Here is a 26122-nt window from a genome sequence, read left to right as displayed (position 1 = left end):
CCTGTATTTAACTGTTTAATGAATTTCCAATCGCTTGAAAGTGAAATATTATATGAAGATAATATTATAATAAATAAAATATTTTTCATTTTTTCTCCTAAAAAGTTAGTACATACGGAATCTATAGATTCCGTATGTACAATTAACAACTACTTTAATATAATAAGTTTATCTGATTTTAACTGAAAGCCATCAATTAGTACTCTATAAATATACAAACCTGATGTTATATTATTGATTGAGTATTCAAAAGTATTATATCCTGATTGCAAAATTTCTTCATTTTTCAAAACGATATTTCCTAACAAATCGCAAACTTCAAAATAAATATTCTTGCTTTTCATATTGAAATAATGAATATACAAAATGTCATTTTGATGTTCAACTTTCAAAGAATAATTTCTGTTTTTATCAACGAATAATTCATTTTCAAATATTGAGTTATTAGAATTATTTTTTAATAAAAAAGGAACATTTGCTATGTTTTCTAATGATGCGCACATATTAAAACAATCCAAAACTTGATTTGGAATAGTCAAAGTTACATTTTCACATGTACTTTGCATTTCGCCTGGTCCTAAATCGATTATGTCAACGGGAGCATTCTCATTTCTGCAAACTCTATATCTTCTTGAACAACATTCGTTATTACAAGGTTTTGTTATAAAGAAAATTTGGGGTAGAGTATATTGATCACCATCAATAAAGACAGTCCAGCTTGCCCAACAAGTGGCTTGGCTAACCCTGTAAGTATCTGAGCAAGGATCATTATGAGTCTTAGGTTCAAAATCCATTATGTTTTCTTCAATAATTTTATTTCCTGCCAATGCAAAGAGTTGTTCTTTCGTTAACCAGCATTCAACGCATGTGCTTAATCCCTTGTTAACTTCAATATTTGTAATTTGGATATCTTGGAATCCACAAGCTTCTCTTGTCCAGTATGTAACAATAATGTCACATTTACATAATTCACTATCGGTACAATCTTCATTTTCGGTACATAATTGAATTATCAATGGCTCTCTGGGTTCAAAATCAATATCTAAACAGTCTTTCTTGCAAGGCGACGTTGGTGAAGCTATTGAACAATAATTTTTTTTCTTTATAATGCATGGATTTGGATCATTTAAACTTTTATAAAACTCAATAGTTATTTCATAAATTTGACCTTCGGGAATGCATATATTAAACGGAGTAATGTCAAACCCAGCAAATTCGATTAATTGTTCATTCCAAATAACCTCACCATTCAATTCACTTTTAAGTCTTATCCAGCTATAACACTGATATTCTTCGGGAATATGTAATCTATGTGTTACAGCACATTGATTAGGTGCGCAGCCATTAGCACCTTTTTCTGTTGTAACAACTAACCAATCTTTAGAGCTTGTAGGACATTCACAAGGTTGGATATATTCACATTCATTTTTACTCAATCTGAAAATACTCATGTTTTCAAGAGTGCCAGAATTATTTGAAGAGCCAACAGCATACAATTTGTTTGATACTTGATTATGTATGATTGAATTCGGGAAGTTAAAAAATAATCCTAAATAAGCTAACTCTTTTAATGTATTAACAGCTACTTTATTAATATCGACAACTCCAATCATCATTTTATCGTTAGAAGAAAAAGGCTCATTCACTTGTCCACCGAAACCCGATATTTCAGATAAAGTTCTTCCCAAAAAAATAATTTCGTTACAATTTTTATCATAAGTTAATTTTTCTAAATAGCTATAGTTTCCACCAAAATAACTTGAATAAATAAGGTTAGTTCCAGCTGAATATGGCTCAAAACATGATAAAAAACCATTATAATTATTACTAATTGAATTATCAAAAACATTCTCAAAAGCATTCATTAACGGTAGAACTCCATTATCAACACTTCCGCAAATATAAATTTTTCCATTGTTATAAAGTATATCTCTTGAACCATTGCCTTGGTTACCTTCAAATCCATGAATAAAGTAAGAGTTGTAATCAATTTTTAATCTATCTAAGTTTTCATCAAAATAAAGTTTTGAAAAGTACACTGATAATTCATTAGAATTATTTTGTCCATCATAAGCATTTGATGTTGGAAAAAAAGTTGAAGAGCTACTCCTAGTGTTGCCAGTTATATAAATATTTCCGTCATTATCAATATCAAGTCCGGATATTGAAGTTTCAAAATTACCTCCAAATTTTGAAGAGAATTGAATATCATAACTGAATAAATCATTAGGTTCTAAAGCAAGAATAAAACCTACTTTATCAGAATGGGATTGTTCTGTAATGCCTCTGTAAACAAAATAAGGCTCATTTTGATTGTTTTGTGCGTAGCCAGTCAAATAAACAATACCATTTTCATTAACTTTGGTTGATGCTTCCCAATTTAATGATTGATAACCTGAAGTATTACCCAGATAAGTTGAATAATGTAATATGTTTCCATCCAAACTCAACACTGAAAAATAATTACTTGATATTCCTATTAAATTTGAATATAATTCATTCAATAGAGGATAATCATCACTTTGAGTGATTCCTGTAAAGTATATGTAGTAGTCATTAATATCGATTGAATATGCAAAGTCGTCATCTATACCTCCGATATAAGTCATCCAAAAAATATTATCAATATTTTCATTCAGTTTCCCAATAATTATATCAAAACCACCAACATAACTACCGATTTGTTCTGGAAATATTTGAGAATTTGTATAACCACAAATCAATATTTCACTTTGTTGATTGTGAACAATATCTTGTATGCTTTCACTAGAATTTGTGTAACCTAAAAAATTTTGGGACACTAATGTCAGCGGATCTATCACTAAAACTTTTGACTTATCATATTCTCCGATATTCAGTTTTAGTTTATTTCCAGTGAGTACAAAAGATGAATTAACAGTTTTCTTGCTATCGTCAGAATTTTTCTGATAAGCGTACAAACCTTGTTTTACGACAGGTTTTAGACTTGTTTTCATCACAAGTTCACCGTTTTCGAGTTTATTTTCCTGCGATCCTTTGATTTCGAGTTCAATCTGCGTTGGGTCAGCATAAGGCTGAACAATGTAGTCATATCGAACTTCTCCATCTTCAAAGTAGTACCGCATGTCAATACCGTCATAAATGCCTTTCAGCATTACTTCTTCGTATTGCATTACTCCGGTTTTGTGTTTGGATTTGTCATTACCAACAAAGTAATTCAGTTTTGTTTTTCCTTCACCGATTTTTTCAAAATCTGGAATTTTAGATTTTTGAAATTCAAGTGCAATTGCATAAGCTTTAATTTCCTTATTTTGCATAGAATTTCTGTCAATTTCACTTGTAGTTTCTACTTCAAACTGCTCAAATACCATTGATTTTTTAGTAATCCAAACTCGGAGCGAGTTACTCTTTGCAAGAAACAGAACATCGGAATCCCATTGTCCCTTATTCTCAATGAATGAATAACTCTGCTTGATGCTGTTTGGATTAATTTCTCCCATCGTAACCTGCGGCAACATGATTATTACTAATAAACACAAACAAATTGAAGGTAAATAATATTTACCTGTCCGGCTGTCCGGCGGCTCTTCGAGCCGCCTAAAAATAAATTAGAATACATAATAAATACTCCTAATATTAAAAATAGTGGCACATTATTTGCACCAATTAATCTCTCAACCCACTTAATAAAAAGAACAAAATTCAAAAATGACAGAATCACAATTGTAATATAATAAAAAAATGATAATTGCAAAAAGAATATTGCAGAAAGTTTCCCTTAATTATTTGATTCATCATAATATAATATAAATTAAAAAATAAATGGAATATAAAAATAATTGTTAAAATACAAATCGGACTTAATAGTCTTATTATAAAATATTATTAACAATTTTTTAAAAAGGATACAAAAGAATGAGTGAGTTTATAAATAATTCGAATCACAAAAAGGAAATGCTAAAGCAACTTTTTCTGAGACTTCATGAAGGCGATGCACGTGAAGAAGTGCGTCAGAGCTTGATAACAATTCTTGGCTCTGTTCCTTATGGCTTAGTTGTCGAAGCAGAGCAGGAATTAATAAAAGATGGATTGCCACCATCTGAAATACAAAAGTTCTGCGATTTACATTCACAGGTACTTGAGGGTAGAATTGATTTGAATTTAGCTAAAATTATTCCGTCCGGGCACCCTATTGATACTTTCAAGCATGAAAATAAAGCTATTGCTAACCTTTGCGAAGATATTGAAAATATTATTTCGGCAAATATTATAAATGAAAAAGTTGAGCTTAATACTATTTTGACCCTAAAATCAAAATTCAATCTCTTAACTGATATAGACAAACATTATAAACGCAAAGAAAATCTTGTATTTCCTTATCTTGAAAAAAAAGGTATCACCGGTCCCCCGACAGTAATGTGGGGCAAGCATGATGAAATCAGAGCAAAGCTGAAAAGTGGATTGGAATCACTTGATATAAGCTCCGACATATCAGGCGACGAGCTTAAACTAATAGCAGATATGTTTCTTTTACCGGCAACTATTGCAGCAAAAGATATGGTTTATAAGGAGAATGAAATTCTCCTGCCTATGTGTGGCGATATGATTTTAGAATCCGAATGGTTTGAGATATATAAGCAAACTCTGGATTATGGCTATTGCATTGTAGAACCTAAATCTGAGTGGAAACCAAATTTATCGTATGATGAAAATACTTCCGATGTAGATCAAGCAAGTATTCCAAATGGTTTAATCTCAATGCCTACAGGCAATTTCAAACTTGAGGAGTTAATCAATGTTTTGAATATTCTTCCATTTGACCTGACTTTTGTTGATAAAGATGATAAAGTAAGATTTTTTTCGCATGGAAAAAAACGTATTTTTGAACGCTCAAAAGCAATATTGATGCGTGATGTCAGGATGTGTCACCCTCCACACAGTATGCATATTGTAGATAGAATTATTGAAGATTTCCGAAGTGGCAAAGAGGACAAGGCGCCTTTCTGGATAAATTTTGGCGGAAGATTCATACATATTGAATATTTCGCTGTACGCGATGAGCAAGGGCAATACATGGGCACTCTTGAAGTAAGTCAGGACCTGACAGAGCTTAGAGCATTGGAAGGCGAGCAAAGACTACTGAGTTATGCCTCAAAGGAGTTAAATTAGCATGAAATTTCACATAACGCCTCACACAAAAGTAATAGATTTACTTGAAAATTATCCTTATGTCGAGGATTATCTAATAGAGCTTGTACCTGCATTTTCAAAATTGAAAAATCCGATACTCAGAAGGACTGTGGGTAAACTTGCTACTATTGAACAAGCGGCAAAAGTGGCTGAAGTAGAACTTCCATTTCTAATAAACTCACTAAATGAAAAATTGGGATTATTGCCTCAGACTGTGATTGATTCATCAAAGAATGAAATTTCAGGTTTTGAGATTGACGAGTCTAAAGTATTGAAAATCATAAATGCTGATGAAATAATCGCCGCAGGAAGCTCGCCACTTGGAGAAGTAATGAATAATTTGCGAAGCCTTGAAAAAGATAATCTTCTTCTTCTCAATTGCTCTTTTCACCCTGCACCGCTTATTGATAAAGCAAAAGAAGCCGGATTCAGAGCAATGGAAGTTAAAAATCAAGACAAATCATTTAGTATATATTTTAGTAAATTTGATTGATAATTGCAATATAATATATTAATCAACATTTTTTAGATGTCCCATTGTGTTTGTTACATACTTGAAATTGTCATTCAAAACCATTCGACATATTCGGGTCAAACTTGGTAAAGCATCAATGGATTCTTGAAATATAAAAGTATATTAATTTCTTGCAAAATAGCTTAATTTTAAATTTTTTATTCATTGAATAAATTAAAAAAGGGGCTTTTTGAAAACAGCCCCTTTTAAATTTCAACAGTCAGGAAATCAACTTAGTTGATTTCCCAGAAATCAGTACCTTTCAATAGTTGATTTATATCAGGTTCCCCTTTGTTTTCAATTTCATTTTGAATCTGCCATGTTACTTTTTCATCATAAGTAGGTCGTTCAATTGACTGAATAACTCCCATCGGGCGTGGCATACCGGGTTCAAAGCTCATATCTGAAAGAATCAGAGCAAGGGTGGAATCCTTTTCATTATGAACAATGAGGTCGTCAACTGTATATTGACCTCCATCAAGGTCAACAACCATTGGACGGTATCCATCCATTTTTATACCTTTATTGCGTTTTTCACCAAATACGAGTGGCTTGCCATGTTCGAGCATAATCGTACTGTCAAACTTCGACTCACGTCGGGTATATTCTTCAAATGCACCATCATTAAAAATAACGCAATTTGTATATACTTCAACAAAAGCAAATCCACGATGTGCTGCTGCTCTTTCGAATAAATACTTCAGCTGTCCGGGATCTTTGTCATATCCACGAGCAACGAAGGTAGCTCCGGAACCAAGCACAAGTGATGAGGGATTAAATGGCTCGTCAAGAACACCTAATGGCGATGATTTTGTCTTCTGTCCTACTCTTGAAAGAGGCGAAGCCTGACCTTTTGTCAAACTGTAAATTTCGTTGTTGAACATAATGACATTAATATCAACATTTCTTCTGCTGGCATGAATTAAGTGATTACCACCAATACTCATACAGTCGCCGTCGCCAGTTGCGACCCACACAGATAAATCAGGACGTGCAACTTTTAATCCTGATGCAATTGCAAGTGCTCTGCCGTGAATACCATGAAATCCATAAACATTCATATAATAAGGGAAACGGCTCGAGCAGCCGATACCTGAAACGAAAGCGATTTTTTCTTTTGGAATGCCAAGTTCAGGCATAATTCTTTGAACTTGTGCAAGAATAGAGAAACCGCCGCAGCCGGCGCACCAACGAACATCAATATCCGCTTTGAAATCCTTAGGAGTATATTTCGGGATATCAACATACTTGGTATTTATCAAATTATCAACAAATGTAGTCATTTTAAATCACCTCTACCGATAATAATTCTTCAATTTTAAATTCAATTTCTTTGGCTGTAAATGTGTTGCCCTGAATCTTGTTATAACCGATAATTGGTTTCATGAATTTAGCTTGCAGAAGCGTTTTCATTTGACCAAGATTCATTTCCGGAAGTAAAATTCTTTCGAATCTGCCTAAAATTTCTTCAATATTTTTTGGAAGAGGATTAATGTATCTCAAGCTAACGTGCGATACAGTTTTTCCTTTATCTCTTAGTGACTTCAGAGCATTCTTGATAGCTCCGTGAGTACTTCCCCAGCTAATTACAAGTAAATCACCTGATTCAGGACCATCAACTTCAGCAAGTGGAATGTCATCAACAATTCGAGCAACTTTTTCAGCTCTGATTTCACACATTCTTTGGTGATTCATAGGGTCATGACTAACCAGTCCCGAGCCGTTTTCTTTTTCCAAGCCACCAATACGGTGTTCCAAGCCAGGAGTACCCGGAATAGCCCACATTCTTGCGAGTGTTTCAGGATTACGGTTATAAGGCTGGAATCCCTCAGGTTCAGTAGCAAAATTCACTTCAAATCTTGGAAGAGAATTAATGTCGGGAATTTTCCATGCCTCAGAGCCTTGAGCAAGATAACCGTCAGTCAGCAATATTACAGGTGTCATATATTTCAGTGCTATTCTTGCCGCTTCAAGAGTCATATCAAAACAGTCAGTAGAACTTGTGGCGCACAAAACCGGCATAGGTGCTTCACCATGGCGACCCCACATAGCAATATAAAGGTCAGATTGCTCAGGCTTTGTTGGTAGTCCTGTACTTGGACCTGCTCTCTGAACATCTACAATAATTAATGGGAGTTCGAGAATTACAGCCAAGCCCATAGCTTCGACTTTTAGAGACAATCCGGGTCCACTTGTTGTTGTTACAGCTAAAGCACCGCCATAAGCTGCACCAATGGCAGAGGTAATACCACCAATTTCATCTTCCATCTGCATGTGTTTCACACCGTATTGCTTATAGCCGGAAATATGATGTAAAATTTCAGTTGCAGGAGTAATTGGATAAGAACCAAGGAAAAGAGGCATATTTGAGCGATCAGCCGCTGCGACTAAGCCAAGAGCAACAGCTTCATTGCCGGTAATATTTCTGTAAATACCTTTGTCCATTTCAGCAGGTTTGATATGATATCTGACGACCATATCCTGATTCATAGCTCCGAAATTATATCCGGCTCTGATAACCTTAAGATTTGCTTCGAAAATTTCAGGTTTTTTGCCAAATTTTTTCTTTAACCATTTTTCTGTATGCTCTATTGGACGGTCAAATAACCAATAAGCAAGACCTAAAGCATAGAGATTTTTTGTTCTGTCAACAATTTTTGAAGGCAGTTCCATACCTTCAAGTTCCATTCTAACCGCTTCGTTAATGTCATAAGCAAAGACCTGAAAACCATCAAGCGAACCATCATTAAGAGGATTTGAATCGTACTTGGCAAGTTTAAGATTTTTATCTTTGAAACCTGCTTTGTTAAGAATCAAAATTCCATGCTTTTTGACATGCTTTAAATTTACTTTCAGAGATGATGCATTCATGGCAACCAGCACATCAATTTCATCTCCGGGAGTATTTGTTTTAAATGTACCGAAATGCACCTGATAGGCGCTCACTCCGTAAAGTGTACCTTCCGGTGCTCGAATTTCGGATGGATAGTCAGGGAATGTGTTGACTTCATTACCAAGCCCTGCCGACGTATCGGAAAATTGTGTTCCGGAGAGCTGCATACCGTCACCGGAATCGCCTGCAAATCGTATTGTTGCAGCTTCTAATTCTATGAATTGTTTGTCCATGATAATCTTTTAAATTAAAACCAAAAAAGATTTATTTTGTGAATTATTTTCAAAAACTAATATATCTAAATATCAGCATATTTCCAAATATTAAGTAATATTTATATGCTTAAAAGCAAACCACTTTAAATTTACCTGTCATAAATTCTGCATTTATCGTCATTCTTTATAAATATATAGAATGACAATGCTAATATTTCTACTTCTCAGACAGACTAAAAATCAAGTGATTTGCTTTTTTTGAGCAAATAAATATCGTCAAAAAATACTAATAATTAAGTACATAATTATTAAGAGCTTTCATATACTGAGCTCTTTCGAAAGAACTTGGGTCAGCCACATTCATCTGGCTCATACTTCCCTGAAGCTGCATTACTGATTCATATTCGTGTTCAGTCATCCATTCAATAACTTCCTCTTGAATGTCTTTCACGTAATCAACACCATATCGAAGAAGTGTTGAGCAAAGCATCGTTACATTAGCACCTACAAGCAGCATCTTGATTACATCTTCACCATAATGAATGCCGGAAGTAGCAGCCAAATCAGCAAATAGTTTGCCTTTAAGAATAGCAATCCAGCGCATAGGCAATCTTAAATCAGTAGGGTTGCTCAATATAATATGAGGCTCGACTTCCAATTCTTCAAGATTGATATCAGGCTGATAAAATCTATTGAAAAGCACAAGTGCATCAGCTCCGGCTTCGTCAAATTTCTTAGCTGTGTGTGCGAAATTTGTAAAGAAAGGACTGACCTTAAGTGCAACCGGTATAGTTACTGCACTTTTAACTGCTTTCAGAATTTCAATATAGTTATTTTCCAAATCTTGTGAACTCAGGTCCATAGAAGTTGGAATATTATAAATATTAAGCTCGATGCCATCTGCACCAGCTTGTTGCATTTGCTTTGCAAAATCAGTCCAACCTCCTACGGTCTTACCATTTATACTTGCAATCACAGGTATATCAACGCTGTCTTTAGCTGAACGAATCAGCTCAAGATATTGGTCGGGACCTAAGTTAAATTCTTCTACCTGAGGGAAATAGCTCAGTGATTCAGCAAAAGAATCAGTTCCGACTGTTGAAAAATAGTGCAGTTCTTTTTGTTCGTGTTCAATTTGTTCTTCAAATACTGAATACATCACAAATGCAGAAGCACCTGAATCTTCAATACGTTTTATACCGTCCAGATTTTTCGAGAGCGGGCTTGCGGATACGACCAAAGGAGACTTAAGAGTCATACCCATGTATTTTGTTGTCAAATCCATTGTAAATCTCCGAATTTTATATTATTATAGTTTTAAAATTTCTTGATTAATATCGGGCAGGCTATACTAACCTGCCCGGATTAGTTAATTATTTGTTTTCGACCGCTACTTCTTTGATTTCACCGCCGCGCTCAGCCATGTATTTATAGCGTTTGTATCTTTCGTTTGCAAGTTCCTGACTCATTCTGAACAAAGTATCAGCCGTCTTTGGACTGCTCTTCATAAGCATCTGGAAGCGTCCTTCAGTAGACAGGAACTCTCTTATAGGGGTCCTCGGCTCACGGGAGTCAAGTGAAAGTGCATTTTTACCTTCTTTTACATTATCAGGATTAAATCTGTAAAGCAACCACTGACCGGTTTCAACTGCAAGTTTCTGACGGCTGAAAGGACGACTCATATCAATACCGTGTGCAATACAGTGACTGTATGCGATAATGATTGAAGGTCCATCATAAGCTTCAGCTTCGAGGAATGTCTTTAAAGTATGGTCATCTTTTGCACCCATTGCAACTGATGCAACATAAACGTTTCCATAACTCATAGCCATAAGCCCAAGGTCTTTCTTGCCTGTTGCTTTACCGCCTGCGGAGAACTTAGCAACAGCACTCATTGGAGTTGCTTTTGAAGTCTGACCGCCGGTATTTGAATATACTTCTGTATCTAAAATTAAGATGTTAACATTCTTGCCTGTTGATATTACGTGGTCTAATCCACCAAAACCTATATCATAAGCCCAGCCATCACCACCAATAATCCAAATGCTCTTCTTGACAAGATAATCAGCAACAGCATTTAATCTCTTAGCATCAGGTGAATCAATTTTTGAAATTATTTCTTTTAATTTTGATACTCTTTCTCTTTGGGCTGCAATGCCTGTCTCATCTTTCTGGTCAGCATTTATTAAAGCATCAACAAGTTCACTGCCGATACTATCTTTCAATTGATTGATTAATTGGAGTGCAACTTCTTCCTGCTTGTCAATAGCAAGTTTGTAACCAAGACCAAATTCAGCGTTATCTTCAAATAATGAATTCGACCAAGCAGGTCCGCGACCATTTTCGTCTTTAGCCCAAGGAGTTGTTGGCAGGTTACCGCCATAAATTGATGAACAGCCGGTAGCATTCGCAATGACTGCTCTGTCACCAAATAGCTGAGAAACTAATTTTACATAAGGGGTTTCACCACAACCGGAGCAAGCACCGGAGAACTCGAAAAGAGGTCTTTGAAGCTGCTGCAATCTGATTTGATTAACATTAATCTTAGTTCTGTCCATATCAGGAATATTGAGGAAGAAGTCCCAGTTTTCAGCTTCTTTTTCGCGTAGTGGCATCTGAGGTGCCATATTAATTGCTTTCAGACTGACATTAGATTTATTCTTAGCAGGACATACTTCAACGCAAGCACCACAACCTGTACAATCTTCAGGAGCTACCTGAATTGTATATTTCAGATTATCCTGTTTCCAACCTTTATCCTTAGCATCAGTGAATTTGAATGTTTCAGGAGCATTTTCAAGTTGTTTTTCATCATAAACTTTAATTCTGATCGTAGCATGAGGACAAACAAGAGCACATTTACCGCACTGTGTACAAGTATCGGCATCCCAGACAGGAATTTCAAGGGCAATATTTCTTCTTTCCCAGCGTGCTGTATCCGTAGGCCAGGTTCCGTCAATCGGGAAGGCACTAACAGGAATATTGTCGCCGTGTCCTGAAATAATTTTTCCAATTACATCCTGAACAAATTTAGGTGCTTCTTTCGGAACCGGAGCATGGATTTCATATTTTGAACTTGCTTCTGCAGGTATAGGAATTTCGAAGAGGTTTTCAAGGGTATTATCAACTGCTTTAATATTCATTGCAACAATTGCATCGCCTTTTTTGCCATAAGAATAGCGAATTGAATCTTTAATTGCTTCAATAGCTTCTTCTCTTGGCAATACGCCTGAAATTGCGAAGAAACATACTTGCATCACAGTATTAATTCTGCGACCCATTCCACTTGCTTCAGCTACACTTTGAGCATCTATTGCATATAATTTGATTTTCTTTTCTTTGATTAATATTTGCTGTGATTTTGGCAAACTGTCCCAAACTTCTTCTTTTGGAAGAGGTGAATTAACTAAAAATACACCGCCATCAACAAGATTACCAACCAAATCAAATTTTTCTAGAAATACTGTTTGATGAACTCCAACAAAGTTCGCTTTCTTAATTAAATATGGTGAGCGGATCAATTCCGGACCAAATCTAAGGTGAGAAACAGTAAGAGCTCCTGCTTTCTTAGAGTCATAAACAAAATAGCCCTGTGCATAATTATTAGTATTTTCGCCGATAATTTTGATTGAATTCTTATTTGCACCAACAGTACCGTCAGAGCCTAATCCATAGAATAAAGCTCGAATTACTTTGTCGCTTTCAATATTGAATGATTCATCAAAATCAAGACTTGTGAAATTAACATCATCATTAATACCGATTGTGAAATGATGTTTTGGTTTGTCAAGTTTGAGATTATCAAATACAGCTTTAACCATTGCCGGAGTAAATTCTTTTGAAGAAAGTCCGTAGCGACCGCCTACTATTTTCGGCATTGCAGTTAAATTACCGAAACCGTTCTGAACACCTTCAAAAATTGTATTGACAACATCAAGATAAAGAGGTTCGCCGCTTGCACCGGGTTCTTTTGTTCTGTCAAGAACTGAAATGCTTTTTACTGTGCCCGGTATAGCTTCCATAAATTTTTGAATATCAAACGGTCTGAACAAGCGCACTTTCAACACGCCGGTTTTTTCGCCTAAGTTATTCAGATAATTAGAAGTTTCCTGTGCAGTTTCGCAACCTGAAGCCATAAGAACTACAATTCTTTCAGCATCGGGCGCACCCACATATTCATATATTTTGTACTGTCTGCCGGTAAGCTGAGCAAATTTATCCATTTGCTTCTGGACAATAGCCGGACATTCAGTATAGAATTTATTCATTGTTTCGCGATTTTGGAAGAATACGTCAGGATTCTGAGCAGTACCTCTCAAAACAGGATGGTCAGGTGATAAAGAGCGGTTACGATGTGCAATTACCAAGTCTTCATCAATCATTTTACGCATAACTTCATCAGGAATAACTTCGATTTTTGATACTTCGTGTGAAGTACGGAAACCATCGAAGAAATGAAGCATTGGTATGCGTGATTCGAGTGTAGATGCCTGCGAAATCAATGCAAAGTCCATAACTTCCTGAACAGAAGCCGCACCAAGGAAAGCAAACCCCGTTCCGCGGGCTGCCATAATATCGCTGTGGTCACCGAAAATTGATAATGCATGAGTAGCAAGAGAGCGGGCTGTGATATTGAACACAGTCGGAGTTAGCTCACCGGCAATTTTATACATATTGGGAATTTTCAGGAGTAAGCCCTGTGAAGCTGTAAATGTTGTTGTAAGTGCACCTGCCTGAAGTGAGCCATGTACAGCACCTGCTGCACCTGCTTCACTTTGCATTTCGCAAACAGTCGGTATGTTGCCCCAGATATTCTTATACCCTTTGGCTGCCCATTCGTCAGCCCACTCACCCATGTTTGATGATGGTGTGATAGGATATATGGCGCATACCTCGTTTACTCGGTACATTACATAAGCGGCCGCCTCGTTGCCGTCTATCGTGATATAGGTTTTTTCAGTCATACTTTTTACCCCAAGACTTAAAATAGAATATATTTAGTACTCAATTAATTTTACAAAATTAGTAATTTAAAACAATTCTAAAATAAGCAATTTATTTGATTAAAAAAAATTTAAAAGTCATTTTAAGTCATTAAAAACCAAAAACTTGGATAGGTTTTATTAAAATTATGTTTAGTGTGTATTAATTAATGAATGATACTCTGTTTAACTTTAATATTAAAAAAATATAATCTATCATATACGTTACTAAGAAAGTTCAAACACATTTGCACTATATTCGTCTTTAGCAATATATATTTTAATTTGTTAAATTTTATAATTTTTAAAATTCGTATATTAAATAGGTAATTTGATGATGAGAAAAGCCTTATTAATTTGGTTTGTATCAATTCTGTTAATGACAAGTTTTGTGATAGCAGATGAAACAAATCATATTAGAATTTCAGCTCAAACTTCAGCTGCTAACGTATCTGCGGGTGACAATTTCTATATTAAAATCAACTTCAGTCTTGATGAACATTGGTACACCTATGGTTTTATCCAAGTTATCAGTCCGGAAGGAATAGGTCCAACTCCAACTGAAATTTCAATTGATCCGAAAGATAAATTTGAAATTATTTCCAAAGCATTTGTTTCTAAGCCAAAAATCAAATACGACCAAGGCTTTGAAATGGACATTGAAGCTTATGAAGTCGGTGAAATAATTCTTCCTCTGACAGCAAAAGAAAATATTGATTTCAGCAAAGAAAAAATATCAGTTGTTCTTTATCTTCAATTGTGCGATACAGTAAGATGTCTTCCCGGTGCTGATTTTCCAACTGTTTTGACTTCTGAAACTTTTGAATACTCTGATGCAATGATTGATGATAAAGTTGAACTCTCGATAAGCTATGGGGATGACGGCTATCCGGTATCAGTATATGTAGGCGATACAAATGAGAAAACTGCAGATGCAAAAGATGCTGTCCAAAAGACCGAAGCTACAGAGCTTATGGACCAGAAAAAGAGTGAAGGTATTTTCTCTTTCATATGGTTTTCGATGCTGATGGGTGCAATTTCTTTGCTCACTCCATGTGTATTTCCAATGATTCCGATTACTGTTTCATTCTTCACAAAACGTGCCGAGAAAACTAAAGGCAAGGGATTACGGGATTCCTTAGTTTATTCATTGGGTATTATATCAACTTTTACTGCAATCGGTGTGATTGTTGCAGCTGTTTTCGGTCCGACAGGCATTTCAAGTCTTGCTACAAACGGATGGGTAAATCTTGGCATAGCAACTGTATTTGTGGTATTTGCATTGAATTTATTTGGTGCTTTTGAAATTCAACTTCCTACCGGACTAATGAACAAACTAAATTCAAAAGGTCAGGGTGACGGAATCGGCAGTGTATTGGTTATGGGACTTGTTTTTTCATTAACCTCATTTACATGTACTGTGCCTTTCGTTGGTTCATCGCTGATTTCGGTAAGCTCAGGTGAATGGTTCTATCCAATTTTAGGAATGCTCGGATTTTCCACAGTATTCGCCTTGCCATTTTTCCTATTAGCACTGTTTCCATCATTTATGACGAAACTCCCAAAAGCGGGAGGATGGATGAACAACATCAAAGTCGTGATGGGATTTATCGAAATCGCCGCCGCTGTTAAATTCTTCAGCAATGCAGATTTATTCTGGTCGTTCGAGGTCATCACACGTGATTTGTTTATAGCAATCTGGATTATTGTTACCACGTTAACCACTCTTTATATTCTCGGAATTTTCCGTCTTTCGCACGACAGCCCGGTTAATGGAGTTAGTGCTACAAGAATTATGGTAGCTATATTCTTTGGAGCAATTACTGTTTGGTTCTTCACAGGTCTTCTTGGTAAGCCGCTTGGTGAGCTTGATGCCTTTATGCCTCCAAAAGATTACGGCGTCCCGGCAGGTTCAGTTTCAGCAGGTTTTGGTGGAGCAGGTGCAGTTGCTACAACTGAACTTACGACTTGGTATAAAGATTATGACACAGCACTCGAAGTATCCAAGCGTCTCGGCAAACCACTATTTGTGGACTTTACCGGCTGGCAATGCACCAACTGCCGCTGGATGGAAATGAATATGTTCACTCGCACAAAAGTTGATATGTTAATGAATACTATGGTCAAAGTCAAGCTATACACAGACAGCAGAAAGGAAAGCGAACTTGCTAACCGTAAGATGCAACAAGACAAATACGGCTCGATTGACCTACCGCTTTATGTCATTCTTGACAATAATGAAAAAGTGATTGCGACCAAAGCATTCACACGCGACGAGCAGGAATTTATTGACTTTCTGAAAAAAGCAGAAGGGATGTAATAAATTGGAAAATTGCAAAAAACCTTCCAAAGTTTTTAAAACTTCGGAAGGTTTTTTGCATAGATTTTTGGATTTCAATTCTGTAGGAGTATAGAAGTAATTAAACCGTCGGAAACCCACAAAAACCAACTGAATCCATTAAATTTGTATAAAAAAATAATGCGAATGCCACTCCTTTGGTTTCTGTAATTCACTTATTATTACTAATGAAAAATTCGGGTTAAAACTAAGGTAGATATATATACTGCTGATATTTTACAAAATTATCAATATTTTGAATTTTAAAATTGAACGTCATTTCAGCTATAGCATCATTTCTCTTAAAAAACACTAGTCCGCCAACTTCATAATTCGGATAAAGAGTAGTTTTTCTGAGCGTTTCATTAGCCCATACATTCTTCACCATCTTCGATGATTCGATATCATTTGAACGACTATCGAGATCACTTCTGTAGTATTCATGTCTGTCGGCACGCTGAATGCTTCGGTCAAGCCTCGCTTCGGGTGTATCATCTGATTTTACAGCCGCAGCTACATCTGCTGTTGTTGAAATTATTTCACCTACAACTTGCCTTGCTACCGCATTTCTTAACTCAGCATCACTTCTCGAAATATTGTGTTCGATTTGAAGTATTTGAAGCTCAGGATTGATTGCATAATAACGGGTTCGCATATTAATTACTTTTACAAATCTGTCATCGGATGTAGTATCCAGATATTTACCATCGGCGTACTTGACTAAACTTGCATCTCTGAATTTATCAATATCAAATACAAATTCTGCCGGGTCAATCATATAAGTTACATCCGATTTGTTTATTGCACTGACATGAAATATATAAAATTCAGGAGTGCTCTCCAGATAGGTTATTTGTGTAAGTAAGCCATAATAGTCCATCGAAACAACCTGACTCCCTTGCCACCATGATATTTTCTCTTCATCAGTGACTTTTAATTTTGATAAAGGGCGAGGAGTGTGACATGCCACTATTATCAATCCGATTAAAGTAATAACAAATAATTTCATAAATAACCCCAAAAATAATTTGTTTAAATATTATTCAGCATTAAATTTTAAACTATGACGAAGGAAAATATAAAATGGTTACAGACTATATCAAACATTCTGTAAATTTATTAAATTCCTTTCGATTGTAGCTAAATATCTGATTTTATACAGATGGACTCCACTTCCGTAGTGGAGTCCAACTATCTTAAGTTAAATCTTCACAAATTTCTCCATTTTATTACCGACCCTCATGAAATATACACCAGTGGGCAGGTGGGAAATTTTGATTCTGATACTGCCGTCAAACAGGGATGATTATCCTGCTTCAATGCTATGCATAACCAATTTCTTAACTTCTCTACCAATTTAAACCGTCAAATATTTCCATAAGGGAATTATATTTATCTCAATATCCTTAATAATAACTATATCCTCTCTATCCTCATTGATCAATAATATTTTCTGGGGCTTTAAATGTTTTGCAGCATTAACCAGTGAATCGATTTCTCTGCGGTAAGTTTCGGAATCTGATATATTGTAAGCTACCTGAATGAGTGTTAATCTATTTCTTTCATCAGTAATAACAAAATCAACTTCAGATTTACCATCTGAGAAATAGTTGATTTTATTACTTTTGCGTCTTTCATGCAAAAAAACAAGATTTTCAATTTTTCTGCCAATGTTTGGTGTTAATGATGTTCCCAAAGATGAAATCATTCCGGTATCAATACAATATACTTTGCGGGGATTGCGAATTTCCTCTTTTAATTTGAATGAAAATTTGCTTACATAATTTAATAAATAGGTATCTTCAAGGTAAATAGTAAATTCTTTAATCGTATTTACACTACCGGCATTTAAGGAATTACTTAACTTGTTATATGTGAACAATGAACTGAAATAATTCAAAAGCAGTATTGCAAGCTCTTTGAGAAGTGCAATATCTCTTATATTATATCTTTCGACAATATCGCGAAGTATAACTTTATCGTACAAGTCCCGCAAGTATCTTTTTTTATTAGCATTATTTTCAACTTCAGGAAATCCGCCAAATTCAATATATTCCTCCAGAAATGACTTGATTTGTGAAACTTGTGTTGTGGAAAATATATTTCCGGAAAATTGTTCGGCATTTTTAAATCTCAGAAATTCATTGAAAGAGAAAGGGAACATTTCAACTTGAACATGCCTCCCAGTCAAATGAGTAGCAAGTTCACGACTGAGCATCTTTCCATTGCTGCATGTAAGAATGATATTGTAACCCTGTCTGCTCAAGCGATTAACAAAAAGTTCCCATCCATGAACATTCTGTATTTCATCGAAGAACAGATACTCAGGCTTTGTTGTATGAATTAATAGATTTTCAAGAATCGAATCCAAATCCTCAGATGTCAGTCCAATTAAACGTTCATCATCAAAATTTAAGTATGCGTACTTTTTCCCATTCAATAACTGATGACAAAATGTACTTTTGCCACACCTTCTTACACCGGTTACAACTTTGATAATTTTCTCGTCGAGCAAGCTTTTAGCATAATCAAGTAAATCCCGAACTATAAATTTTTGAGTACTGGGGAATTTAAGTTCCTCAGTTTGGTCGGCAATGACACGTTTGATTGTATTTACATTCATAAACTAATTCCTAACCATAATCACTATACTGCACAAAAATAGTAATTTTTATGCAATATACTGCATAACATTTTAATTTGTGCAATTAATAGTATGATTTTTTAGAAATATGTAAGGAAACTTCCGAAGTTTTGAAGACTTCGGAAGAGTTGAATTTGGGCTTGGGAGATTTCAATTCTTTGCGTGGTTAGGTCAAACCTTGCTCCATTCATTTCCAAACATCGGATATTTAATTTCAAGATTACATCTTCACAAATTTCTCCACCTTATTCCCGAACCTGATGAAATACACACCAGTGGGCAGGTGGGAAATATCAATTCTTTGTGTGGACAGGTCAAGCCCTGTCCACACAGACATCACACATTCCCCAAGCGTATTAAAGATTTTGATTTCTTGTTCCCCTTCAACCCCACGGTTAACCGTGGGGTTGATTTCAGGGATAGAAATTGTGATATAATCACTTGCGGGATTAGGATAAATTGTGAAATAATCAGTAAAATTTTCATCATTAACTCCGACAGTAAAACCAAATTCACGTGTTTCGCCTGTTACAGCCGATATAAAAAACCTCACAGCACCTGTACCTGAACCCATTATTTGTGAATCTTGGGTATTTAATTCAACATCCCATAGATAGTCTTCATCAAGAACGCTTTGAAGATGTTCTTTCTCAAGATTCTCTTTTGAAGCTAACTCGATTCTCCAAATTGATGTAGTAATTTCCTCATTAAATTGGGATGTACTAATTTTTGAAACTATATCGAAAAATTCTAATGTAATCGAATCACTGTCAATTAAATAAGATGGAATCTCTCTAAAATCAGTTAATATGTCAGAGAAAAATGGAATTTTTCGTTTTGAATCTGAAGGACAATCATCAACCAAAGCAGTAATTAACTGGTTGTCTTGCTTGATAACACTGAGAGTTATTAATCTACTGTCATTATTGCAAACAAAAGTATAATACCAGTTTTGTAATTTGCCATTATCGGCTTCATTGGGTATTAAACCACCAATGATGGTTTCATAAGCACCGATGAAAATAAGTTTCTGGTCGGTAAATCCATCTTGTAACATTTTTGATTTCACAGCATCAATACCTTCGAATGCAGAAAAGTATTCGTAATTAGCTTTCAGGTCTTGAGTGCTTAATGCTAATACAAGAATCATAAAAAAAAGTTGAAAAGTCTTCATACTAAACACCTCAAATATATTTTAAAAAAGTTTTTTCACTTTTGCAAATGCACTACAATACTTAGACACAATGATTAAATAAATAGTTACAAAATAAATATATTTTTAGAATAATTTGAAAATATGCTTAGTAATCAGGTAATTGGATGTCAAATTATTTGAAAAATTAAAAATTATGACGAATTATCATATACTATAAATAATATCAAACACTAACATTATTATTTTTTCGTATCGTAAAATATAGATATTACAAAACTAATTGGAAAATTCAAAATGACAGAAGAGCAAAGACTTGAAGAATTTCAGGCAAGAATAGATGCAGGTGAGAAGATAGAACCAAGGGACTGGATGCCTGATGCATACAGAAAAAATCTGATTAGAATGATCTCGCAACATGGGCATTCTGAAATAGTCGGCATGCTTCCTGAAGGGAACTGGATTACAAGGGCTCCAAGCTTGAGACGTAAGTTGATATTGCTGGCAAAAGTTCAGGATGAAGCCGGACACGGGCTTTATCTCTATAGTGCAGCCGAAACATTGGGAGCTTCCCGCGAAGAATTAATTGACAATCTTCACACGGGTAAAGCAAAATATTCAAGCATTTTTAATTACCCTACTTTATCATGGGCTGATATCGGAGCAATTGGCTGGCTTGTTGACGGTGCTGCAATGGTAAATCAGGTTAGTTTAATCAAAACATCTTACGGTCCATATTCAAGGGCAATGGTTAGAATTTGCAAGGAAGAAGCATTTCACAACAGACAAGGTTATGAAATTATTGCGGAGTTATGCAACGGCACTCAAGAGCAGAAACAAATGGCTCAGGATGCTCTGAACCGTTGGTGGTGGCCATCAATAATGATGTTTGGACCTGAAGATAAGGACTCTACACATTCAGAACAATCACTTAAATGGAAAATTAAGTCAGAAAGCAATGAATCATTAAGGCAAAAATTTATCAATATGACTGTTCCGCAAGCAGAAGCAAGAGGCCTGAAAATCCCTGACCCTGATTTGGTTTTTCATCCTGAAACAAAAACATATTCTTATGGAAGTGTAAATTGGGATGAATTTTTTAATGTCATAAAAGGTAACGGTCCGATGAACAGACAAAGACTCAGAGCCCGCAAAAAAGCCCACGATGAAGGGCTATGGGTTCGTGAAGCTGCAGTAGCTTATGCCGCCAAGAAAGCCAGAAAGAATGTTGCTTAATGGTATAATCTAATTTGAATCACATTTTTTTGAAATATATAAAAATTACAATTTATGACAACAGATACACAATGGAATCTTTGGGAGGTCTTTGTTCAACTTAAGACCGGAAAGCCACATGAACACGTAGGGAGTGTTCACGCAGCAGATAAGGAAATGGCTATGCAAAATGCAAGAGAAGTATATGCCCGACGCGACAAACCGGTAAGTATGTGGGTAGTACCTGCTGACAGTATATCAGCAACTCTTCCGCAGGACAGTGAATCCTTCTTCGACCCTGCTGACGATAAGGTTTATCGCCATCCGCTATTTTATAAAATTCCAAAAGGAGTGAGCGTTGACATACACTGATGACATAAAAAAAGCTCTCTTCAAATTTGCTCTTCGACACGGCGATGACAGACTTGTTCTCGGTCACAGAGTTTCGGAATGGTGTGGTCATGGTCCGATATTAGAAGAAGATTTGGCTCTTGCAAACCTTAGTCTTGACCTGCTTGGGCAAGCAACTTTATGGCTTAAATTCGCCGGTGAAACCGAGGGCATAGGAAGGGATGAAGATGACCTGGCTTATCTGAGAAATGAGAGAGAATTTACAAATCTTTTACTTACGGAACAAGCCAACGAGGATTTCGCTTATACTACAGCTCGTCAGTTCTATTTTGATGTTTATGATTATCATTTTTATAATGAACTAAAAAACAGCAAAGATGAAACTCTTGCCGGAATAGCAGCTAAGTCACTCAAAGAGTCTGCTTATCACTTGCGTCATAGCTCTGAATGGATGCTTCGTCTTGGCGACGGTACTGATATAAGTCATGATAAAATTTCTGCAGCAGTCGAGGATTTGTGGATGTACACCGGCGAAATGTTTTTTCAGGATGAAACTGATGAATTGCTGTTAAGCGAAGGTATCGGGGTGGATTTTAATTCGCTCAAATCCAAGTGGTACAAGAATGTATCTGATGTTCTGTCAGAAGCTACTTTGGACACTCCATCAATTGATGAATTTATGCAGATTGGCGGCAGAAATGGACTACATACCGAAAATTTAGGTTTCATTCTTGCAGATATGCAGTATTTGAGAAGAGCTGTTCCGGACGCAAAATGGTAGCAGATGTCCTGAATAAAGAAGATATTTTTGAGATAATATCGCAGGTGTCTGACCCCGAGATACCTGCTTTATCAGTTATCGAAATGGGTATGATACGTGATGTTATTATAAGCGGTAATGATGTCGAGGTAATCATCACACCAACTTATTCAGGCTGCCCTGCGATGCACCAGATTACAGAGGATGTTCGCAAAGTTCTATTTGAAGAAGGTATTGATGCAAAAATTACAACTCGACTTTCTCCCCCATGGACAACAGACTGGATGAGCGAAGAAACTCTCGAAAAACTTAGACTGTCAGGTATAGCTCCACCAAAAAGCAAAAGCAAGGATATTGACCCTGATAATCTGTTTAGTATCATAAAAGTACCATCTCAGGTAGAATGTCCTTTTTGCCTCTCACAGAATACAAAAATATTGAGCGAGTATGGTTCCACTGCCTGCAAATCGTTCCATTATTGTAATGATTGTCTGCAGGCATTTGACCATTTCAAGTGTCACTGATTATGGATTTATTATCATTTCGTATTGAGTCGAAATGATTTATTGGACTAACCCCTATCTCAGCAAAATAAATGCAATTGTATTAATCAACACTCCAACAGTAGCTACTATACTGGCTAAAACGGCATATCTTTGAAGTTTTATTGTAGTAGGTTCGTCCGGAACTCGAGGCACATAAATCTGGTCACCTGCATAAACAAAAACATCTTCAGCTCCTTCGAGCCATACTTGTGTTCTACCGCGAATAATTCTTGCTCTGAAACTTTGTGAGCCTTCGGCATATCCGCCTGCACGCTCAACATACCAAGCCATTGTTTTGCCGGGCTGAAATTCAACAAATCCGGGATTTTTGACCTGACCAAATACACGTACCTTGCCCGGATTATTTGGCACTTCGATTACATCACCATCATAAAGTAATACATTATGAATTTCGGAATTATTCTCAAAGACTTCAATAAAGTCAGTAGAAACAAGGGGCTGTTTATATTTCATATCAATATAATATCTAACAGTATCGTCCATTTTCAAGTCTGAATATTGCATCGTTTCGTAGGTTTCCTGACGTGGGTCGCTAAGAGACTGTTGTTTATAGTCACGTCTGATAATTCTACCCAAAGGCAAATACGCATCTTGAGTAAATCCGCCAGCCATTTCGACCATATCACGAAGTCGTGTTTCACCAAGTTTAATAAGATAGTTGCCTGGTGAATTTACAAAACCTTTTACTGAAACAGTTCCAAAATCGCTTTTTTTATAGCTGAGTCTCTGCCCTACTATGATTGTCGAACCTGGCTCTACTTCAAAATCTTCACTGAGTAAATTTAATTTTCTGTCAATTTGAAGTTTTATTCTTTTTTTTGATTCAGGCAAAAATACAAATACATTATCCAAATCAGCATCATCAGTAACACCATACCCAAATTTCAGTAGTAGAGATACCTTGTCTCCATACTTGTGCGGAAGAACTATAGGTCTTGTTACAGCACCTGTAATTGAAATCTGATTAAAATATTGCTGATCGAATGGAACAATAATCTGGTCGCCTTCTTTTACATAAGGGTCATTTTTAATGTCATTCTCAAAAACTGCTCTTTCGAGGTCTATTTGTAAAGATGAACCGTCATTTCTGAGTAGTGTTACATTTCTGCTCCAATATACGGGCTTCGATGGAATGCCGGTTTCAGAAAATAATCTGTCGGCTTCGCGTTGTTTCTCCTGAACCTGAAGAAGTGCTTCGACAGCAACTATAGGCACACCTGATAATTTCCCGAGCTGATTTGCAAATGATACTGCAGTCGAAACCTGATAGGATGAAGGCAATGTGTAAATTGCAGGTGAAAGAACATTCCCTTTAATATTTACAATGCATTTTCTGGCTTCTTTCAAAATCACGAAAGCTTTTGAGCCGGACATTTTTGCTCGATAAATTTGAGAAATTGTATCTTTAACCTCGTTGAGAGTCATATCTTTAATAGAAATTTCACCCACTCTTGGAAGTAAGATTGTATAATCAGGCGATACTATTAAATTCTTAGGAGAAGTTTGTATCGGAAATATTTGCAAAGACAGCATATCGCCGGGTCCAATCAGATAAAAATCAGGATTGATTGCATTGCCAACAGGCATTGCTTCAAGCGACATACCGTCAGAAATCTGATTATCCATCTCCATTTGGAGAAGTTCTTTGGTATCAGCACCGGAAAGTCCGGGTACTTGTGACATAAGATTTAAGCTTGCTGCGATTATGAGCAAGATAATAATTTTCAATAATTTCATTTTCATCCGAAAATAAGCTGAACAAAAAGTAAAATCAAAACTTTAAAGATTCCTCCCTGCCTGTAAGCATAACAACCGAAGCTGCAAGTGAAGAAAAAGAATCAGAATATGCTAAGACGATTAAGTCGTAATTTAAATAGTTTTTAATGTAAGGATTACCAAATAAAATTACAATTCTCTTTTTTCCGGTTGCAATTTTATCCATAACTCTGTTTAATTCAGCCATTTCAAAATCGCGTTCTTCAGCAGATAATCCTCTGTAGAATAAAGCAAAAATGATAATTCCGGTGTCTTTTATACCTTTTTGCATTTCCTTGATTTCATCGTCACCGATTTCAGTATTTATATAAGCAAAATCACAATCATTTTCTGTTGCCTGAGCAAGCATTGTAAAAAATCTTGATGCTGTTCGAAATGCCTTATCATTCTTTACAAAAGCAAATCCTGCAAAACTTATATTTTCCGGAATTGGAATCAGCTCATTAACACCTGATTTTTCTAATATTTCATAAGAATAATTTAACGCCATTTTGGCATGATTGATATATAAATTTTTCCCTTCCTCAAGTAGTTGATACTGAGGTATAAGACCGAATTTACGCTTATATAGAATTATTCTTCTTGCCGCAATATCAACTTTTTCGTGAAATTCTACATCATCTTCAGCTAATTTGGTAATAAATTTAATAACTGATTCAGGGTTTTCAGGCATAAGTGCAATATCGCAGCCTGCGGCAAGTGCCAAAAATGCGGCTTTTTCAGATGAATAATGATTTGTAATCGCCTTCATATCCAAAGCATCAGTTACAATCAAGCCACGAAATAGTAAGTCTTCTCTTAAAATGCTGACAACCTTGGGTGAAAGTGATGCCGGTATGCCCGAATCATCAATCGCCGGAACTGATAAGTGCCCTAACATTATCGAAGCAACATTTGTCTTGATTGCTTCTCTGAATGGCTCAAATTCGATGAAAGATAATCTGTCTAATTTATGAATCACAGTAGGCAGTTCAAAATGAGAATCCTTGCCGGTATCGCCGTGTCCGGGAAAGTGTTTTGCACATGCCAATACTTTTTCGACCTGAGTTCCCTCAATGTACGATTTTACATGCTGAGCAACTTGTTCTGCATCTTCTCCTAAAGAGCGAATATTAATTACCGGATTATCAGGATTAGTATTAACGTCGGCAACAGGAGCGAGATTCCAACGTATTCCAAGTCCTGAAGCTTCTTTTGCAATTGCTTGAGCGATTTTGAATACAGATTCGTGGCTTAACTTTCCCATTCCAAGTGCGTGCGGGAAATCCGTACCCTCCGTAAGGCGCATAGGAAGACCATTCTCGAAATCAGCCGACATCAGCAAGGGTGTGACTGTTCGAGCCTGCAATTTATGAATCATCTGCTCGACTTGTTCAGGGTTTCCGTTGAAAATGCAGAACCCACCAATATTCTTATCTACTAATCTGCAGATATAAGCGTTATAGTCAGCATCTTCAAAAAATCTATCTGTATCAAGTCTTGGAAATACGCATTGCGAGACTTTTTCCGATACATTCCACTGTCCAGGGTTACTCAAATTCTCTCC

The 26122-nt window shown here is 36.0% G+C and carries 17 protein-coding genes; 7 read left to right on the top strand and 10 right to left on the bottom strand.

Annotation, left to right across the window (positions count from 1 at the left end; translation table 11 throughout):
* Positions 1 to 149 precede the first annotated feature (149 nt).
* Positions 150 to 3497: an SBBP repeat-containing protein gene (locus tag KF896_12080; GenBank protein MBX3044448.1), complete on the bottom strand. Its 3348-nt coding sequence runs from the start codon at positions 3495 to 3497 to the stop codon at positions 150 to 152.
* A gap of 397 nt (positions 3498 to 3894) precedes the next feature.
* On the opposite strand from KF896_12080, the gene KF896_12075 reads away from it, so the two are divergent.
* Both KF896_12075 and KF896_12070 read left to right on the top strand, forming a co-directional pair.
* Positions 3895 to 5148, top strand: coding sequence for a DUF438 domain-containing protein (locus KF896_12075; GenBank protein MBX3044447.1), 1254 nt, complete (start codon positions 3895 to 3897; stop codon positions 5146 to 5148).
* Between the two features lies 1 nt (position 5149).
* Positions 5150 to 5662 (top strand): DUF1858 domain-containing protein, encoded by a 513-nt coding sequence (locus KF896_12070; protein ID MBX3044446.1) that lies wholly within the window; start codon positions 5150 to 5152, stop codon positions 5660 to 5662.
* Positions 5663 to 5916: 254 nt separating this feature from the next.
* On the opposite strand, the gene KF896_12065 is transcribed toward KF896_12070, so the two are convergent.
* The 4 genes from KF896_12065 to nifJ form a co-directional block, all read right to left on the bottom strand.
* Positions 5917 to 6966, bottom strand: coding sequence for a 2-oxoacid:ferredoxin oxidoreductase subunit beta (locus KF896_12065; GenBank protein MBX3044445.1), 1050 nt, complete (start codon positions 6964 to 6966; stop codon positions 5917 to 5919).
* Position 6967: 1 nt separating this feature from the next.
* Positions 6968 to 8809 carry a 2-oxoacid:acceptor oxidoreductase subunit alpha gene (locus tag KF896_12060; protein MBX3044444.1) on the bottom strand — a complete coding sequence of 614 codons (1842 nt, stop codon included), beginning with the start codon at positions 8807 to 8809 and terminating at the stop codon, positions 6968 to 6970.
* Between the two features lie 268 nt (positions 8810 to 9077).
* Positions 9078 to 10076: a dihydroorotate dehydrogenase-like protein gene (locus KF896_12055; protein MBX3044443.1), complete on the bottom strand. Its 999-nt coding sequence runs from the start codon at positions 10074 to 10076 to the stop codon at positions 9078 to 9080.
* An 88-nt stretch (positions 10077 to 10164) separates the two neighbouring features.
* Positions 10165 to 13755 (bottom strand): pyruvate:ferredoxin (flavodoxin) oxidoreductase, encoded by a 3591-nt coding sequence (gene nifJ, locus KF896_12050; protein MBX3044442.1) that lies wholly within the window; start codon positions 13753 to 13755, stop codon positions 10165 to 10167.
* A gap of 355 nt (positions 13756 to 14110) precedes the next feature.
* Here nifJ and KF896_12045 point away from each other — a divergent pair, with 355 nt between their 5' ends.
* A complete protein-coding gene (locus KF896_12045) occupies positions 14111 to 16093 on the top strand; it encodes a thioredoxin family protein (GenBank protein MBX3044441.1) in 1983 nt (660 codons plus the stop codon).
* A 226-nt stretch (positions 16094 to 16319) separates the two neighbouring features.
* Here KF896_12045 and KF896_12040 read toward each other — a convergent pair whose 3' ends face one another.
* The 3 genes from KF896_12040 to KF896_12030 all read right to left on the bottom strand — a co-directional run bounded on the left by KF896_12040 (position 16320) and on the right by KF896_12030 (position 19929).
* Positions 16320 to 17120: a hypothetical protein gene (locus tag KF896_12040; protein MBX3044440.1), complete on the bottom strand. Its 801-nt coding sequence runs from the start codon at positions 17118 to 17120 to the stop codon at positions 16320 to 16322.
* Between the two features lie 348 nt (positions 17121 to 17468).
* The gene (locus tag KF896_12035) at positions 17469 to 18734 is read right to left on the bottom strand and encodes an ATP-binding protein (protein ID MBX3044439.1); all 1266 of its coding nucleotides are present in this window, start codon (positions 18732 to 18734) and stop codon (positions 17469 to 17471) included.
* Between the two features lie 241 nt (positions 18735 to 18975).
* A complete protein-coding gene (locus tag KF896_12030) occupies positions 18976 to 19929 on the bottom strand; it encodes a T9SS type A sorting domain-containing protein (protein ID MBX3044438.1) in 954 nt (317 codons plus the stop codon).
* Between the two features lie 276 nt (positions 19930 to 20205).
* On the opposite strand from KF896_12030, the gene paaA reads away from it, so the two are divergent.
* From paaA to paaJ, 4 genes are read left to right on the top strand one after another with little or no spacing between them, the layout of a single operon-like run.
* Positions 20206 to 21144, top strand: a complete 939-nt coding sequence (gene paaA, locus KF896_12025) for a 1,2-phenylacetyl-CoA epoxidase subunit A (GenBank protein ID MBX3044437.1) — start codon at positions 20206 to 20208, stop codon at positions 21142 to 21144.
* 54 nt (positions 21145 to 21198) lie between these two features.
* Complete coding sequence (gene paaB, locus KF896_12020) at positions 21199 to 21495, top strand: 1,2-phenylacetyl-CoA epoxidase subunit B (GenBank protein ID MBX3044436.1); 297 nt, start codon at positions 21199 to 21201, stop codon at positions 21493 to 21495.
* Entirely contained in the window at positions 21482 to 22255 is a 774-nt protein-coding gene (paaC, locus tag KF896_12015; protein MBX3044435.1) for a phenylacetate-CoA oxygenase subunit PaaC, read from the top strand. Before paaB ends, paaC begins: the two co-directional genes overlap by 14 nt.
* Positions 22249 to 22758, top strand: a complete 510-nt coding sequence (paaJ, locus tag KF896_12010; GenBank protein MBX3044434.1) for a phenylacetate-CoA oxygenase subunit PaaJ — start codon at positions 22249 to 22251, stop codon at positions 22756 to 22758. The genes paaC and paaJ overlap by 7 nt, the downstream gene beginning before the upstream one ends.
* A 54-nt stretch (positions 22759 to 22812) precedes the next feature.
* On the opposite strand, the gene KF896_12005 is transcribed toward paaJ, so the two are convergent.
* Positions 22813 to 24537: an SLBB domain-containing protein gene (locus KF896_12005; GenBank protein MBX3044433.1), complete on the bottom strand. Its 1725-nt coding sequence runs from the start codon at positions 24535 to 24537 to the stop codon at positions 22813 to 22815.
* Positions 24538 to 24571: 34 nt separating this feature from the next.
* On the bottom strand, positions 24572 to 26113 hold the full coding sequence (locus tag KF896_12000; protein ID MBX3044432.1) for a hypothetical protein: 1542 nt from the start codon (positions 26111 to 26113) through the stop codon (positions 24572 to 24574).
* Between the last annotated feature and the right edge of the window lie 9 nt (positions 26114 to 26122).

The sequence above is a fragment of the Ignavibacteriota bacterium genome (assembly GCA_019637995.1).
GTDB lineage: Bacteria > Bacteroidota > Ignavibacteria > Kapaibacteriales > UBA2268 > JANJTB01.
This window is presented reverse-complemented; position numbering and strand designations above follow the sequence as displayed.